Raw genomic sequence first — 14,074 nt, 5'->3', positions numbered from 1 at the left:
TAAATAGGGTAAAGTTTTGTTGCCTTGGGGAGGGAGTATGCAAAATAAACATAAAGGTTTCACCTTAATTGAGCTGATGGTGACGATTGCTGTTATGGCAATTATCGCGATGATGGCCGCTCCTTCTTTTATGCAGCAGATAAGAAGAATGCAACTCAATAATGATGCTCAAGAGGTTGTTCAGCTTGCTATTGAAACCCGCTCAGAGGCTATTTTCCGAAAACAGGATCAGCAAATTATTTTGACTTCTAGTAGCGGTGCTGGATTTAAAAATTGGCAGCCTTCTGAAAATACAAACTGGGTAACCACAGCTATTCCAGATGCTATGACATATAACTTTTTTGGTTATTTAATAGAAGATGCTGATTGTGTGATTTTGGAACATGTAAAAGATAACTCTTTGCACGCGGTGATTCGTTTTAATAAAAATGGCTCTGTTATTTATAACAAAGCTGCTACTGGTTGTGCAGGATGAGAAGAATGAAAATGATAAAAAAAACTCAAACTGGCGTTGGTTTAGTTGAAGTCATGATTGCTTTGTTGTTGCTTGGTGTAGCCGTGCTTGGTTTTATTGCATTACAAGTTCGGGCAATTTCAGCAAGTGAGGAAGCAGGGCAAAACGTACAAGCAATGAATTTGGCAAGAGATTTATCAGAACGTATGCGTATGAATAGAGAAGGATTACTATCTTATGAGCCTCCATCTACAACACCTGCTGCTTGTGATGAAGCACGATATTGTAGTCCAGCAGATATGGCGCATTTTGAATATGGGCAAGTTGAAGAAAGGGCTGCGCAGCAAGGGATGACAATTAATGTTTTAGACTGTCAGGGCGTTAATAATACTTTTAGACGTAAGTGTATATATGTTGCTTGGGGTAAAACGGAAGCTAATGATGCCTCAGATACCTCTTCTTCTTCTGATGCTTCAAGTGATGAAAGTACAGCATGTACTAATGGAACATCTTATGAGCCCAATGCCCAGTGTGTAATTATGGAGGTTTATAACTATGAATAAATCTTCTCAACTAGGTCTAACTTTATTAGAACTGATGGTCGCACTGGTCTTAGGTTTGTTGATTGTTGCAGCAGGCTTGGCAGTTTTTTTGAATGCTCAAAGATCAATGGGTTTCCAAACCAGTATGGGGGACATACAGCAAAATGCTAACTTCGGTTTATCCATGCTTACACAAGATTTACGTCATGCCAATTTAAATACTCCGTCAGCCCAAAGAGTAAATAACAAGCTTGTTGGTTCTGGCATTGTTTTTGTAGGTGATAACTTACCTGAAAATGCTAGAGATAGCACCGAGGATCTTCTTACGGCGCAAGGCGTTAGTGTAGATGCGACTAAGGAAGATGATAGTGATCAAATTACGATGCAATTTATGCCTGATATCAGAGGGGATGGTCAGTTTGATTGTGAAGGGACAGCTATGGTTGCGGGTAGAACATATGTTTATCGTTACTATTTAGATAGATTGCCAGATAATCAGCAAATTGAGGGAAGCTTGGATCGATTCGGTTTGTACTGTGATGCTGGGTATTATGTCTCCAACAGCATGGTAGGGCTAGGCGAGAATGGTCAGCTGATTATCCAAAATGTAGATGCTTTTAAAGTCCGCTTGTTGGTTAAAAATTCTGATGGGAATTTACGTTATACGACAATAAATGATTATCGAAACACCTTGATGCCAGCGTCGGTTGTAGATGAAAAATTATATGTGAATGTAGTTGGGGTTGAGTTAGGGCTATTGGTTACCTCAGCTCAATCCATTGGTGCAGATGCTTCATTCAATACAAATGTTGAATACACGATCGCAGGTCAAGAGGTTGAATTGAAAGATAATGCAAATAATGGCAAATATCTTAGACAGGCGATCACTCAGATGGTTGGTCTGAGAAATACTTTAGGGGCGGAGTGATGAAAAAGCAATTGGGTTCGGCTTTGATTATTGTGCTTGTGATTTTGGTACTCGTTACTTTAATTGGCACACTCGCGGTTCGTTCAGGTATTTTGGGCTTAAAACTAGCAACAAATAGCCAAATTCAGTCTTTGTTGTTAGAAAATAGTAATTCTGCATTATTTAACTTGGAAAATCCTGCTCAGGTTAAGCGTCAGTTAGCAGGTGATGGAATGTATTATTATTTTGATAAGAGTGAAAATTCTTCGGATGAATTGGTTTTTTGTTATAGAGCGTCGCAAAGCCAATTTTTTTCTATGAATAATGCCAGTGTTATTGATTCATCAGGTGGGATTACGAAAAATGGTGTTGGTGGGTTTTGCAAAGCGAATGAGTTTGCTACAGGGCGTTCAGCTATTTTATCGCAAGTATATTTAAAAAAAACAAATCAAAGTAATTCGCCCCCCTTGTCAAATCTACCTCTAGGTTCGAGTGTTGGGGCGAATGAAACATCAACAGCGTTAAATGATATTTCAGCAACGGTTATTTCTGTGTTACCTAGCTTCGCTGATGCATCAAACGCTGAAATTCAAGAATGTTTTAAACACAGAGCTTCTGCAGTTAAAGAATGTTTTCAAGAGTTGAATATTCCTTTCAATATTCAACATGCAGACTACAAGGTTGGTGCACAACCTAAGCTGAAGTCATAGGTGTTAGGGTGTTGAGGAGTAATAAAATGAAAAAGTATAGCTATACGGCACTTACTAGCATGGTATCTATGAGTGTGACACTTATGATCTGCCAAAGCGTCACGCATGCAAGTGATATAGAAATTTATTCAAATTCTACAAATGGAAAAACAACAATTACGCTCATGTTGGATACCTCGGGGAGTATGTCAATTGAGCAAGTTGGTAGTAGTGCATGCGATATTCCAAGTGGGGCTACAGGAACAGTAAGAACCGATAGTATCTCATCTGGAACAACGCCATCGTATACACGGCGTTATTGTGAGGTTGGAAGTAGTTCAAATCAAAAGATGTTTTACTACAAACGGGGACCGATTAGTAGGGGCATAGCTTCATGGTATAGCTGCATAGATGTAAGCGGCAGTGTAGATCGAAATAAGTGTAATGTAGGTATATCATCCCAACCTAATTTGAATGGGTATGAAAGTGTAAGATTTAGAGATAATGGTTCTGAACGCGACTGTAATGACAGCAACGATTGTTATTTTTACAAAAATGTAAATATTTCTGGTGAGAGGTATTACGATCGTTTAACCCGTCTTAAAGATGCAATTTTTGCCTTACTGGATAGTAATCTTATTGATCCTAGCCGAGTTTCACTTGGTATAGGGAATTTCTCTGCACAGAGTGGTCATGATAATGTTTATACTAGTGCTGACGGCTCTTCTGGGAAAATATTGGTTCCTGCAGCGCTATTAAGCAACACGCAAAAAGGACTTATTAAAACTGCTGTTGCTGACTTACGTGGCTCGAATGGTACGCCAACGGCAAATGCATATGCAGAAGTAGGGGCGTATATGTTAGGTACCACTACCAATGCGAACTATGCTGTAGAGCGTGAAACCCATGTTTATGCTGGCTATGATAGGAATGGAAATTATTATGGTACTTGCACATCGTGGTCTGGTGAAAATTGTTCTCGTTTTAATACCCCCTATGTGTATAGGGGAGGGCGTAGTGAACGTGCTTGTAATCTAAACTGGGGTGACAATAGAACTTGTCTAGTGGAATCAGTTAACACTAATACAATAACAAATGGAACCAGTGGTTTCGCTAAATCGATTTCGACATCTAACAATGGTACAAATTATACTTCACCGTTGACTACAAACAATCAGTGTAATGGGCAAGGAATCTACTTTTTAACGGATGGTGAGCCTAACAGTTCACCAAATCCATTACCCTTAATGAAAGCGGCTTTAGATACAAATGGATCAAGCTTTAGTATTCCTTCAACAGGAACTTTGCCAAACGGATCACAGGCTGGTCACGGTATGCCATTTGTAGGTGAGTTTGCTAAAGCATTAAGAAGTAAAACACGTAATCCGAAGAGCATGGAAATTAAGACCGCTGTAGTGGGTTTTGGTTCTGTTTTTGATGTCGATAAGCAGGCTGATTTAGATAAACCTGAAGCTGATCGCGTAATTCGTTCTTTAATAGATACGAAAGGTATTCTTAGAGAATATTATAACTGCTCTAAAATTCCGACTAATAAGATTGATGCGCGAAATGCATGTAATTGGGGTGCTCGCTCGCATACATCTTTACCAAATGTAGGTGGATTTGGTGAAGGCGGGTTTTACTCAGCACAATCTTCTGATGATATTATTACAAGTATTGTTAAGTTTTTAGATGAAGTGAAACCAGAGTTTGACCCTGTTGTCACTGGTAGTCCGACCATCCCTGTGGATAGTTTAAACCCAACGACAGTACTGCCATATGCTTATTACTCTTCGTTTATTCCGAAACCTCAAGAAAGTACACAGTTATGGGCGGGTAATTTAAACAAATATAATATTTTCAATGGCCAGCTCTATAATGCAGATAATACAATTAAATTAATTAAAACTGATGGTTCTATTGATAGAACTGCGACTGGTCTTTGGGGGGATGGGGTCGTTAGCCGTTTGCCATTAAGAACGGGTATGGTTGATGATGTTGAGTTTACTCAACGTAAAGTATTTACGAATAGAGCTATTGAAGGTTCTGCTTCGCCTTATACTGTAGTTTCTCAAACAAATAATTTGGTAGAGGTAAGTTTAGATTCACTATTTAGTAATACCAACAATATTGATGATTCTGGTTTGTTGAAAAATGATCCAGATAAGAATTATTGGTTGAATGTGCTTGGGTATAATGTTCCGATCACTGAAAATGTGTCACGTGACCGCTTAACTGAGAAGCCAGAGTTAAGACAGTTAGGGAGTGTAATGCATTCAACCCCAATTCAATTAACACAAGAAGGGCGAGTGTATGTAGATCGTAATAATCAAATTAAAACGGAAAAACGAAAAGATTATCTTTTATTTGGTTCGACTCAAGGGATTCTGCATGTTGTAGACAGCACGGGCAAAGAGGTATTTGCTTTTGTTCCAAATGAAATCATGGAAAGACAAAAAGTCTCATTTTTACCAGAGTCTAGTTCTACAGGTGGGAAAAATAACTTATTTTATGGGGTGGATGCACCTTGGACTGCATATACAAAATATGTTTCTAAAACGGATGGAACTCTGACTGTACAAGATTCGGGTCGACTTATTAATAAAGATGATGAAAATAACGATGAGACCATCAAAGGATTGCAATGGGTTTATGGCGGTTTAAGAATGGGTGGCTATAGTTATTATGGACTAGATTTAACTTATGTTTTAAAAGCGAAGCTAGATGAATCTAATCCTGCATCTGCTACACAACAGCCAAAATTAATGTTTGTTATAAACCCGAAAGCAGAGAATGCTTCTGAAGCTTTACAACGCATGGGTCAAAGCTGGTCTAAACCAACCATTACGCATGTTAATTGGAATGGTGAGAAGCGCTTAGTGATGTTTGTAGGTGGTGGTTATGATCCAATTTATGAAGATCCTGCTGCGAATCCAACAACATCTTTTGGTAATGGTGTTTACATGTTTGATGCAATGACTGGAGAGTTACTGTGGTGGGCAAGTTCAGAAGCTAAAACAGGTGCTATACAGCAAACTATAAATACAGATTTAAACTACAGCGTTGTATCTCAAATTAATATTTTAGATAGAGACAGTGATGGTTTGGCGGATCATTTGTATTTTGGCGACTTAGGTGGCCAAGGTTTCCGTGTAGATATAAATAATGCAAAAGATACAGATGTTTTTGCACCACGTGTCGTGACTTTATTTAAAGAAGCTCCTGAAGGACAGTTAAAACCGCGCTTTTATGATATGCCGAGTGTTTCGATTCACCTTGCAGGTGGGAAATATTTTGCAGCAGTTGCCTTTAGCTCGGGAAATAGAAGTTCGCCATTAGCAGGGTTAGCAGGTTCCAATACTGTTAGTGCTAAAGATGGTCTCTTTGTTGCATTTGATAATGATGTCGCAAAATCAACCTTATTTGATGCTGATGTGACATTAGACTCTGAAAATCTAAACTTAGAGGTATTGAACTTAGGTACTGGTGTACAACACAGTGATACTAATGGTTTTAAAGCGGGTTGGAAATATTATTATTCAAATAATAATGGTGAATATAAAGGAATGAATGGCCTCTATGCTTTAGATTCAATATTATATACGAATGTGTATCATCGAGATGGTGTGGGTATTGGTGGCAACTGCGGTGCAGGAGTCAAAGGTGACTCATATCTATATCAATTTTGCTTACCTACGGGGCGTTGTAGCTTCTATATAGCCGCAACAGCTGTACCAAATCGAGTCAAACTCGGTGGAGGGATTTTAGGTGCTGGTGTCGGGCAAGGTTATTTAAATCAGGATGGTACTCTCGGTTTAGTTGTTGATCGAGATATTGATAAATGTAAGTTACCTGAAAATAAAAATAAACCTGAGTGCCAGCTATTTGACAATAGTTCAAAATTGAAACAAATGCGCTGGTATGAGACACAGTAGGTAAAGCTTATGAAAAAAGGATCAGGTTTTACCTTAATTGAATTGATGATTGTTTTGGTGGTAATCGCAGTTTTTGCTGCGATTGCTGTACCTAGCTATCAATCATATATTCAGAAAAAAGACTTAGCCCTGGCGAAGCAAGAAGCTCTGAAAATAGCCAGTGAATTAGAACGTTTCAAAAATAAGAACTTTAGTTATAAGGGGTTTGACGCAACTTATCTTTATCCAAGTTATGATGATGCGACGGGTGAACTCTATTTACCCGTAGGTGGTGATGAAAGTGAAGCTAAATATAAGTTAACGGTTGTTGATTTAGAGCAAAAGGAAAGTTTATCGGATGATTCTGCCACAGTATTGGGTTTAAACTGGGCAATAAAAGTAGAGAGAGTTGCTGAAGATGGAAGTACTACATTAAAACAGCCTAAGAATTATGATCTATTGCTTACCAGTACAGGTATACGTTGTATGACGCGTACGGCTGATATGGTTAAAGATTATGAAGGATGTGGAGAGGGTAATTATGAAAAATGGTAAATATACAGGCTTCACATTAATTGAACTCATGATTGTTGTTGCGATTATTGCAATTCTAGCTGCTATAGCTTACCCCTCTTATACATCTTATAGGGTGAAGACCAATCGTGTGGATGTTCAAACCCAAATGATGAATATTGCTCAACGTTTACAGAGCTATAAATCTGTAAATCATAGTTATACTGGAGCAACTTTAGCAGGTCTTGGTATTTCATCTACGTATCCGCACAGTGGTGAATATAATTTAGATTTAACGATTGATGCGGATAACCAAGGTTATTTATTAAAAGCAGAGCCAAATAGTTCGACAATTCAAGAAAGCAACGGTGAAATCTGCTTAAATCAAGAAGGGTTTAAATTCTGGGAGAAAGGCAGTGATTGTGATGCTGACGACTTAACGAACCAATCCTCTTGGGACGGCAGATAAAATCCAAATTCAAAACTGTGGATAAACAAATTTTAATCTTTCTTTCGCAGCAAAGATAACGTAAAATATTGCCCTCTATGAAAGGGGTTTGAAATGTTCCGGTGGTCGGGGCAGGGATAATCCGTAAAAACTATAAGGTTGTATCATGGTAGTTATTCGTCTTGCACGCGGTGGTGCTAAAAAACGTCCGTTCTATCAAGTTATTGTAACTGATAGCCGTAATGCACGTGACGGTCGTTTCATCGAACGTATTGGTTTCTTCAACCCAACAGCTCAAGGTAAAGCAGAAAAACTTCGTTTAGATGCTGACCGTTTTGCACACTGGGTTGCTCAAGGTGCTCAACCATCTGAACGTGTTGCTTCTTTAGCTGCTCAAGCTAAGAAAGCTGCAGCTACTGCATAATTTTTGCTAATTAAGTAGTAGGTAGCCCATGACACCAACACAGAATGTTCCCGAAGATCGTATTCAGATTGGACAGTTACGTTCAGCATATGGATTAAATGGGTGGCTCTGGATCTATTCCAATACAGAACCGATGAGCAACATCTTTGACTATCTGCCTTGGTACATTGAAACCAAAGCAGGTTGGCAAACAATAGATGTAAAACGTTGGAAACCGCATGGCAAAGGCTTAGTTGTTTCGCTAAAAGGCGTCATTGATCGCACTGCAGCAGATAACCTAGTTGGCGCAAATGTCTGGATTTCAAAAGCGCAACTTCCTAAAGCAGGAATGGATGAGTTTTACTGGTCAGATTTGAAAGGCTTAACAGTGTTAGGTTTGGATGATGAAGAACAAGAAGTAAATCTCGGAAAAATCCATGAAATGTTTGAGACAGGTGCCAATGATGTGATGGTAGTTCACGCAACACCAGACAGCGTTGATGCTGAAGAGCGTATGATTCCATGGCATAAAGATGTGGTGCAACGCGTTGATCTCGAAGCTGGTCGTATCTACGTTAATTGGGGCGTAGATTACTAATTATTTTTGGAAATACGGGGGGTCTGCGATGTTTTTTGCAGTCATTACGCTTTTTCCTGAAATGTTTGAAGCGATTACAGCCTACGGTATTAGCGGGCGTGCAGCAAAAAGTGATTTAGTACAAGTAAGTTGTATTAATCCTCGTGATTATGCTGAGGGCAACTACAAACGAGTGGATGAACGTCCATTTGGTGGTGGTCCAGGTATGGTGATGATGGCTGAGCCTCTGGCAAAAGCAATTCAACATGCCAAAGAGCTTGCCATGCAAGCAGGTGCAGTTCATGTTCCTGTGGTGTATATGTCACCGCAAGGAAAAACCTTAAATGAGCCTGCAGTACAACAGTTTGTCGACTATGATGGATTGATTGTATTGTGTGGTCGTTATGAAGGGGTCGATGAACGTTTGATCCAAAAATATGTTGATCAGGAATGGTCCATAGGGGATTACGTTTTATCGGGTGGCGAGCTTCCTGCGATGGTTTTATTAGACAGTATTATTCGGAGACTCCCGGGTGCAATGTCTGATGAACAGTCTCATGTGCAAGACTCATTTGTGGATGGTCTTTTGGACTGCCCACAATATACCAAGCCAGACCATTTTGAAGGTTTAGATGTCCCTGAAGTCTTAAAGTCGGGACATCATGCCAATATTGAGAAATGGCGGTTTTTGCAGCGTTATCAACGAACACAACAACGCCGACCTGAGTTGGTGGAAAATGTGGAGTTGACGAAGCAGCAAAAGAAATGGCTAACAGATTTGAATACTTAATTCAGAGTATTCTTTTAATAGGCTCTTTGTGCATTGAAGTGGTCAAGCATAAAGAGAAAGATAATCGGGTCTATGCGATTTAGCCTCTATACCCAGCGGATATCAGACCTCTTCTGACCCGCACATATTGGAGATACCCCATGAGCGGTAAGCATCCTTTAGTACAAGCTGTTGAAAATGCACAGCTTAAACAAGACATCCCAGCTTTTGCACCAGGCGATACAGTTATCGTTCAGGTTAAAGTAAAAGAGGGTGACCGTGAGCGTCTTCAGGCATTTGAAGGTGTTGTAATCGCGAAGAAAAACCGTGGCTTGAACTCTGCGTTCACAGTACGTAAAATTTCTAGCGGTGTTGGTGTTGAGCGTGTTTTCCAAACTCACTCTCCAATCGTTGCTAAAATCGAAGTGAAACGTCGTGGTGACGTTCGTCGTGCTAAACTTTACTACCTACGTGAATTGTCTGGTAAAGCTGCACGTATTCGTGAAAAGTTACCAGCTCGTAAAGTTAAAGCTTAATTTTAAGTTTTATACGAGTAAAAAAATGCGCCCAATGGCGCATTTTTTATGCCTAAATTTTAGAGTCCTTGAAGCTTCAAACGGTTGGCGTGTTGACGATAAACATCCACAGGGTCTGGAGCAAAAATAGAACGTAGACCAAAGAACTGGTTAATCACATCTAAATGGTTCCAATTATAGTTATCGCGCACGGTCTTGCCATATTTGGCACTACAACGTGAGACTAAGCCATCATTATCATTTGGCGCTTGCATGAGTAAGCCTGTCGCACCCAATAATGAGTCTGGATCAAGAATATTGGTTAATGTTGAGTTGCCAGAGAAAGAGTAAAAATAAACCCCATTCTCTTTCGCTAAACCTTCGCCACAGCTTGTTTTTGGCATACCCAATGGATATTTCTGTGCAAAAGCTTTAGACCCAGCTTGACTCAAACTTTTACCAGCCCCGAGTGCATCATGTGGAAGTGAGTTCGGATTTTGCTGTTGTGCCCAAACAATAGCCTTGGACCCAAAGTTGATTAAGCCCACCAACGGTTGTTCTAGCGGCGTACCTTGCGCGGAAATAATCAAATCCGCCACAGGAGAGCCTTTTAAAGGACTAGAAATGGCTGTTGCAGACGCGATTTTATTGGGCATAACATTTGAGACATAGGCAATACTATGTCCGCCGTGACTATGACCAAGCAAATTGACTTTGGGTGCTCCTGTAATCGCTAAGATTTCATCAACTTGTTGCAGCAGTTGTTCACCACGAACTTCAGATGTGTTGAATGGCGAAACGCGTGTTGCCCATGCGTTTGCACCGTTACGGGCTAAATCTGGCAAGATTTGATACCAGTAATCCACACCAAGTTCATCGGTTCCTGCTCGAATCCAGCCACCCATACCATGTGCAAAAACCAAAGGGTATTTGGTCTTTGCATAATTAGAGGCAACGTAGTTTGATTTAATTTGTGAAGCAGCTGCTTGCGTTTGTGTAGCTGCAAGTGCGCAGGTCGACAGCAGTCCAGCTATCAATAATCCATATTTCATTGATCATCCTCGTTTTTTATTTTTTATGACGACAATTTAAGTTGTCAAAAATGAGTATAAAGGTGAGGGAGGAGGAGCGTAGAGAAATCCGATTAAATTAAATACAGTTTGTAACTGGATAATTCTAGGAGGCATCCCTCCGAAACGTTGAAGATTCGAAGGGAAAAATAGAATTAGAGTCCTTGCATTTTTAAGCGATTGGCATGCTGGCGATAGACATCAACAGGGTCTACGCTAAATAGACCACGTAGCCCCATAACTTGATTGACCTCATCTAAATGGTTCCAGTCATAGTTATCACGGATGACTTTACCGAAGTGTGTACTACAGCGTGCCACTAAACCATCATTGTCTAAATGGCCATAGGCCAAAGGCCCCAACAGTGAGATCGCACTATCTGCAACATCGAGAATGTTCGTGACCTGAGACGTACCTGTCCACGAATAGTAATATACGCCATTGCTGGATGTTGCACCGCTCTTGTTACAGTCTGAAGCCAGTGCTGATGTTGGATATTTCTGATTAAAAGCACTGGAACCTTGCTCGCTAATCGAGGTGAGCGATGCCTTTAAATTGCTTTTTAATGCAGGGTTACTTTGTCCATAAGCAAGCATAGGACCAATAATATAATCCGCCGCTAGGCTGAGTAGTTGTGTTCCGCCTTGATTGGCAAGAAGCTGATCCGCCACTTTTGAACCTCTAAACGTTGCTCCCACGCCTGTCAGTGAGGCCACATATTGCGGTTTAACTGCTTCTACATAGCGAATGGTTGGTCCACCATGGCTATGCCCAATCAAATTAACTTTGGGCTTGCCAGTCAGGGCGATGACCTCTTCAACTTGTTGTAGTAACTGTTCGCCCCGTACTTCAGTTGACTCTAAAGGTGAAATTTGTGCTGCAAAGGTGGTTGCGCCATTTCGAGCCAAGTCAGGTAAAATTTGATACCAGTAATCCAGTCCAAGTTCGGCAACGCCCACTCGGCTGAACCCAAACATGCCATGGGTAAATAGCAATGGATATTTAGTTTGAGCATAATTACTTTTTACGCTTGCAGTTACCGTCTGTAATCCAGCTGTGGCTGTGGTTGCGCTGAGTCCAAGGCTGGTAACCAGACCTACGAGTGACATTGTTTGTATCATTCTTTTCGTTATAAACATTTTTTTCATCCTGAAAAAGTCAAACACGGTATAGCTTTAATCTGCGAACGGAAGTTTTCCTCCCGTGTCATGTGTGGTTTCAAAGGCTCCTAGTCGAAGTTGTTCTTGCGAATTATTAAACTGTTGATCACGTAGTTTTTGAATGGCTTGTTGCTGCGCGTCTTGACTCATGTTGCTGTTGAGAATGCTGTCGCGTTGTTCTAAGTAAGTATTGACCCGAGATTTCCAATTGTTTCGATCTTGGTCGAGTTTTTCTAGGCGTACGGTCGCTTCGGCACCGACAAGATTCTGGCGCATTTGGCGAATTTCTTCGGCAGAGCCGCCGCGCGCTTTAATATCTGAGGTCAGTTTACGCAGATCTTCGAGTTTGGAGAGTTGTTCTAGGTTTTCTTTCCAATCTTCAGGCAGTTGAGCAAACAACTCTTTCAGTTTCTGCGCTTTTTGTACTTCGGTCAGGGACTGATCTGCCATGATGCTCATGCGGTCTAAGGTATATTCATGGTAGGTATTTTCAGCGCCAAAGAGACCTTCGATTTCATAGTCAGAAAAGAACTGGCTGCGTAGGTTTTTCATCAAAGTAAAAATTTTACGATAGTACTCAGGGTCTTCTTTATTTAGGTTTGGCTCCTTCAGACTACCCAATTGCACACGATAATCTAAATAACGAGTCCAAAGATCTAAAATTTGCTTAAGCGCAGGTTCTTGATAACCTTGCTGGATATAGGCTTTAAAATCTTGCTTGATCTGGTCAATATTTTTTTCACCATATTGGGTAATAAAATATTCAAAACAATTACGAGTTTGTTCATTTACAACTAAGCGATTACCTTGGTCGAGCACCAGTTGGCAGTTGACTTCGGTGTCCTGTTGGCTGTTACTGACAAAAGGCAGCCCTGAAGCATGTGGCAAGTCTGATGCTGCGGGTAATAAGCCTGTCGTATTTTGAGCGCTAGAGCGAATCGGCCCTTGGTTTGAGCCAACAGTTGCATTGGGTGCGAGCCAAATGAGAAAACCAAGAATCACAACGATGATCACGGCGAAAATGAGCCATAATTTCTTTTTTTGCATATCCTATGCCTAACATCCCTATTGTATTTTTTATTTGGTTCATATGACTGAACTCGATTTATTCTGAAACAAAAGGGCAAATAAACAACAGAAAAGTTGTAAAACTAGACAAGCGGTTGATAGTATTGCGGCAGCTTTAAGACGTGTCTATGTTATGAAATCATCTGCTTCAAAAATCCAGCGCCGTGCCGTGAATGGTGTATTTTTATTGAATAAGCCATTGGGAATCAGTTCAAATGCGGCATTGCAAAAAGTGCGCTGGTTATACCGTGCGCAAAAGGCGGGGCATACAGGAGCGCTTGATCCATTGGCATCGGGACTGCTGCCGATTTGTTTGGGCGAAGCGACCAAGTTTTCGCACTTTTTGTTGGACTCGGTGAAGCGCTATCAAACCATCATTCAGCTAGGGCACAGTACCACCACAGGTGATGTGGAAGGCGAACGGTTGTTAGAGCAGGCTGTACCTGAGTTAACCAAAGAGTTGATTGAAGCCGTTTTGGTTCAGTTTATGGGTGATATTCAGCAAGTGCCACCAATGTATTCCGCTTTGAAGAAAGATGGTCGTCCTTTATATGAGTTAGCCCGTAAAGGGATTGAGATTGAGCGTGAAGCACGTCCAGTTACCATCTCTGCGATTGAGCTGCTTTCATTCACAGCAGACAGTGTCACCCTCGATATTACCTGCTCGAAAGGCACATATATTCGTGTTTTAGGCGAAGATATTGCGAAGGCATTGGGTACTTATGGTCATTTAACTTATTTACACCGCATTAAAACGGGTCATTTTGATCTCATTCCAAGTTATACCATTGAGTATTTGGAAAGTTTGTCTGAACAAGAGCGCGAAGCACTGTTGTTACCTGTATATGCACCTGTAGATCATTTTCCTAAAGTACAAGTTCCAGAAGGACGCAGTGAATACTTTAGTCGCGGTATGGAAAGTAATATTGAGCATACAGCCGAAGTACAGGTCTTGGTTTTCGATGGGGAAAAATGCTTAGGCTTAGCTGAAATTACTGATAAGAAAAGATTGGTTCCAAAGCGGGTTTTAAATCTATAATCGAAA

At 40.6% G+C, this 14,074-nt stretch carries 15 protein-coding genes; 12 read left to right on the top strand and 3 right to left on the bottom strand.

What is annotated here, in order from left to right; all coding sequences use genetic code 11:
• Positions 1-37 precede the first annotated feature (37 nt).
• The 11 genes from F946_RS00995 to rplS all read left to right on the top strand — a co-directional run bounded on the left by F946_RS00995 (position 38) and on the right by rplS (position 9,752).
• On the top strand, positions 38-475 hold the full coding sequence (locus F946_RS00995; protein ID WP_004978044.1) for a pilus assembly FimT family protein: 438 nt from the start codon (positions 38-40) through the stop codon (positions 473-475).
• Between the two features lie 14 nt (positions 476-489).
• The gene (pilV, locus tag F946_RS00990) at positions 490-1,017 is read left to right on the top strand and encodes a type IV pilus modification protein PilV (protein WP_035326280.1); all 528 of its coding nucleotides are present in this window, start codon (positions 490-492) and stop codon (positions 1,015-1,017) included.
• Entirely contained in the window at positions 1,010-1,924 is a 915-nt protein-coding gene (locus F946_RS00985; RefSeq protein ID WP_004978040.1) for a PilW family protein, read from the top strand. The genes pilV and F946_RS00985 overlap by 8 nt, the downstream gene beginning before the upstream one ends.
• Entirely contained in the window at positions 1,924-2,613 is a 690-nt protein-coding gene (locus F946_RS00980; RefSeq protein ID WP_004978039.1) for a hypothetical protein, read from the top strand. The genes F946_RS00985 and F946_RS00980 overlap by 1 nt, the downstream gene beginning before the upstream one ends.
• A 26-nt stretch (positions 2,614-2,639) precedes the next feature.
• Complete coding sequence (locus F946_RS00975; protein ID WP_004978038.1) at positions 2,640-6,527, top strand: PilC/PilY family type IV pilus protein; 3,888 nt, start codon at positions 2,640-2,642, stop codon at positions 6,525-6,527.
• Between the two features lie 9 nt (positions 6,528-6,536).
• On the top strand, positions 6,537-7,061 hold the full coding sequence (locus F946_RS00970; RefSeq protein ID WP_004978037.1) for a type IV pilin protein: 525 nt from the start codon (positions 6,537-6,539) through the stop codon (positions 7,059-7,061).
• On the top strand, positions 7,048-7,488 hold the full coding sequence (locus tag F946_RS00965; protein WP_004978036.1) for a type IV pilin protein: 441 nt from the start codon (positions 7,048-7,050) through the stop codon (positions 7,486-7,488). The genes F946_RS00970 and F946_RS00965 overlap by 14 nt, the downstream gene beginning before the upstream one ends.
• Before the next feature lie 145 nt (positions 7,489-7,633).
• Complete coding sequence (gene rpsP / locus F946_RS00960) at positions 7,634-7,891, top strand: 30S ribosomal protein S16 (protein ID WP_004718284.1); 258 nt, start codon at positions 7,634-7,636, stop codon at positions 7,889-7,891.
• Positions 7,892-7,919: 28 nt separating this feature from the next.
• Positions 7,920-8,468, top strand: coding sequence for a ribosome maturation factor RimM (gene rimM, locus F946_RS00955; RefSeq protein WP_004978035.1), 549 nt, complete (start codon positions 7,920-7,922; stop codon positions 8,466-8,468).
• A 28-nt stretch (positions 8,469-8,496) separates the two neighbouring features.
• A complete protein-coding gene (gene trmD, locus F946_RS00950) occupies positions 8,497-9,237 on the top strand; it encodes a tRNA (guanosine(37)-N1)-methyltransferase TrmD (RefSeq protein WP_004978034.1) in 741 nt (246 codons plus the stop codon).
• A 140-nt stretch (positions 9,238-9,377) separates the two neighbouring features.
• On the top strand, positions 9,378-9,752 hold the full coding sequence (gene rplS, locus F946_RS00945; RefSeq protein WP_004691454.1) for a 50S ribosomal protein L19: 375 nt from the start codon (positions 9,378-9,380) through the stop codon (positions 9,750-9,752).
• Positions 9,753-9,811: 59 nt separating this feature from the next.
• Here the strand turns inward: rplS and F946_RS00940 are convergent, their stop codons facing one another.
• The 3 genes from F946_RS00940 to F946_RS00930 all read right to left on the bottom strand — a co-directional run bounded on the left by F946_RS00940 (position 9,812) and on the right by F946_RS00930 (position 13,008).
• Positions 9,812-10,783, bottom strand: coding sequence for an esterase/lipase family protein (locus tag F946_RS00940; protein ID WP_004978033.1), 972 nt, complete (start codon positions 10,781-10,783; stop codon positions 9,812-9,814).
• 173 nt (positions 10,784-10,956) lie between these two features.
• Positions 10,957-11,922: an esterase/lipase family protein gene (locus F946_RS00935; RefSeq protein WP_035326231.1), complete on the bottom strand. Its 966-nt coding sequence runs from the start codon at positions 11,920-11,922 to the stop codon at positions 10,957-10,959.
• Positions 11,923-11,976: 54 nt separating this feature from the next.
• Positions 11,977-13,008 carry a lipase secretion chaperone gene (locus tag F946_RS00930; protein ID WP_004978031.1) on the bottom strand — a complete coding sequence of 344 codons (1,032 nt, stop codon included), beginning with the start codon at positions 13,006-13,008 and terminating at the stop codon, positions 11,977-11,979.
• A 154-nt stretch (positions 13,009-13,162) separates the two neighbouring features.
• Here F946_RS00930 and truB point away from each other — a divergent pair, with 154 nt between their 5' ends.
• Positions 13,163-14,068, top strand: a complete 906-nt coding sequence (truB, locus tag F946_RS00925) for a tRNA pseudouridine(55) synthase TruB (protein ID WP_004978030.1) — start codon at positions 13,163-13,165, stop codon at positions 14,066-14,068.
• The last annotated feature ends 6 nt before the right edge of the window (positions 14,069-14,074 follow it).

Source organism: Acinetobacter johnsonii ANC 3681 (assembly GCF_000368805.1).
Classification (GTDB): domain Bacteria; phylum Pseudomonadota; class Gammaproteobacteria; order Pseudomonadales; family Moraxellaceae; genus Acinetobacter; species Acinetobacter johnsonii.
Note: the sequence above shows the minus strand (reverse complement) of the source record. Positions and strands in the feature narration are given on the sequence as shown.

What these genes read in the sequence shown, in the direction of transcription:
- F946_RS00975 (WP_004978038.1), top strand. Translation starts at nt 2,640, where the DNA reads ATGAAAAAGTATAGCTATACGGCACTTACTAGCATGGTATCTATGAGT.
- F946_RS00940 (WP_004978033.1), bottom strand. Translation starts at nt 10,783, where the DNA reads ATGAAATATGGATTATTGATAGCTGGACTGCTGTCGACCTGCGCACTT.
- rplS (WP_004691454.1), top strand. Translation starts at nt 9,378, where the DNA reads ATGAGCGGTAAGCATCCTTTAGTACAAGCTGTTGAAAATGCACAGCTT.
- trmD (WP_004978034.1), top strand. Translation starts at nt 8,497, where the DNA reads ATGTTTTTTGCAGTCATTACGCTTTTTCCTGAAATGTTTGAAGCGATT.
- F946_RS00930 (WP_004978031.1), bottom strand. Translation starts at nt 13,008, where the DNA reads ATGCAAAAAAAGAAATTATGGCTCATTTTCGCCGTGATCATCGTTGTG.
- F946_RS00935 (WP_035326231.1), bottom strand. Translation starts at nt 11,922, where the DNA reads ATGATACAAACAATGTCACTCGTAGGTCTGGTTACCAGCCTTGGACTC.
- F946_RS00965 (WP_004978036.1), top strand. Translation starts at nt 7,048, where the DNA reads ATGAAAAATGGTAAATATACAGGCTTCACATTAATTGAACTCATGATT.
- F946_RS00970 (WP_004978037.1), top strand. Translation starts at nt 6,537, where the DNA reads ATGAAAAAAGGATCAGGTTTTACCTTAATTGAATTGATGATTGTTTTG.
- F946_RS00985 (WP_004978040.1), top strand. Translation starts at nt 1,010, where the DNA reads ATGAATAAATCTTCTCAACTAGGTCTAACTTTATTAGAACTGATGGTC.
- truB (WP_004978030.1), top strand. Translation starts at nt 13,163, where the DNA reads ATGAAATCATCTGCTTCAAAAATCCAGCGCCGTGCCGTGAATGGTGTA.
- F946_RS00995 (WP_004978044.1), top strand. Translation starts at nt 38, where the DNA reads ATGCAAAATAAACATAAAGGTTTCACCTTAATTGAGCTGATGGTGACG.
- rimM (WP_004978035.1), top strand. Translation starts at nt 7,920, where the DNA reads ATGACACCAACACAGAATGTTCCCGAAGATCGTATTCAGATTGGACAG.
- rpsP (WP_004718284.1), top strand. Translation starts at nt 7,634, where the DNA reads ATGGTAGTTATTCGTCTTGCACGCGGTGGTGCTAAAAAACGTCCGTTC.
- F946_RS00980 (WP_004978039.1), top strand. Translation starts at nt 1,924, where the DNA reads ATGAAAAAGCAATTGGGTTCGGCTTTGATTATTGTGCTTGTGATTTTG.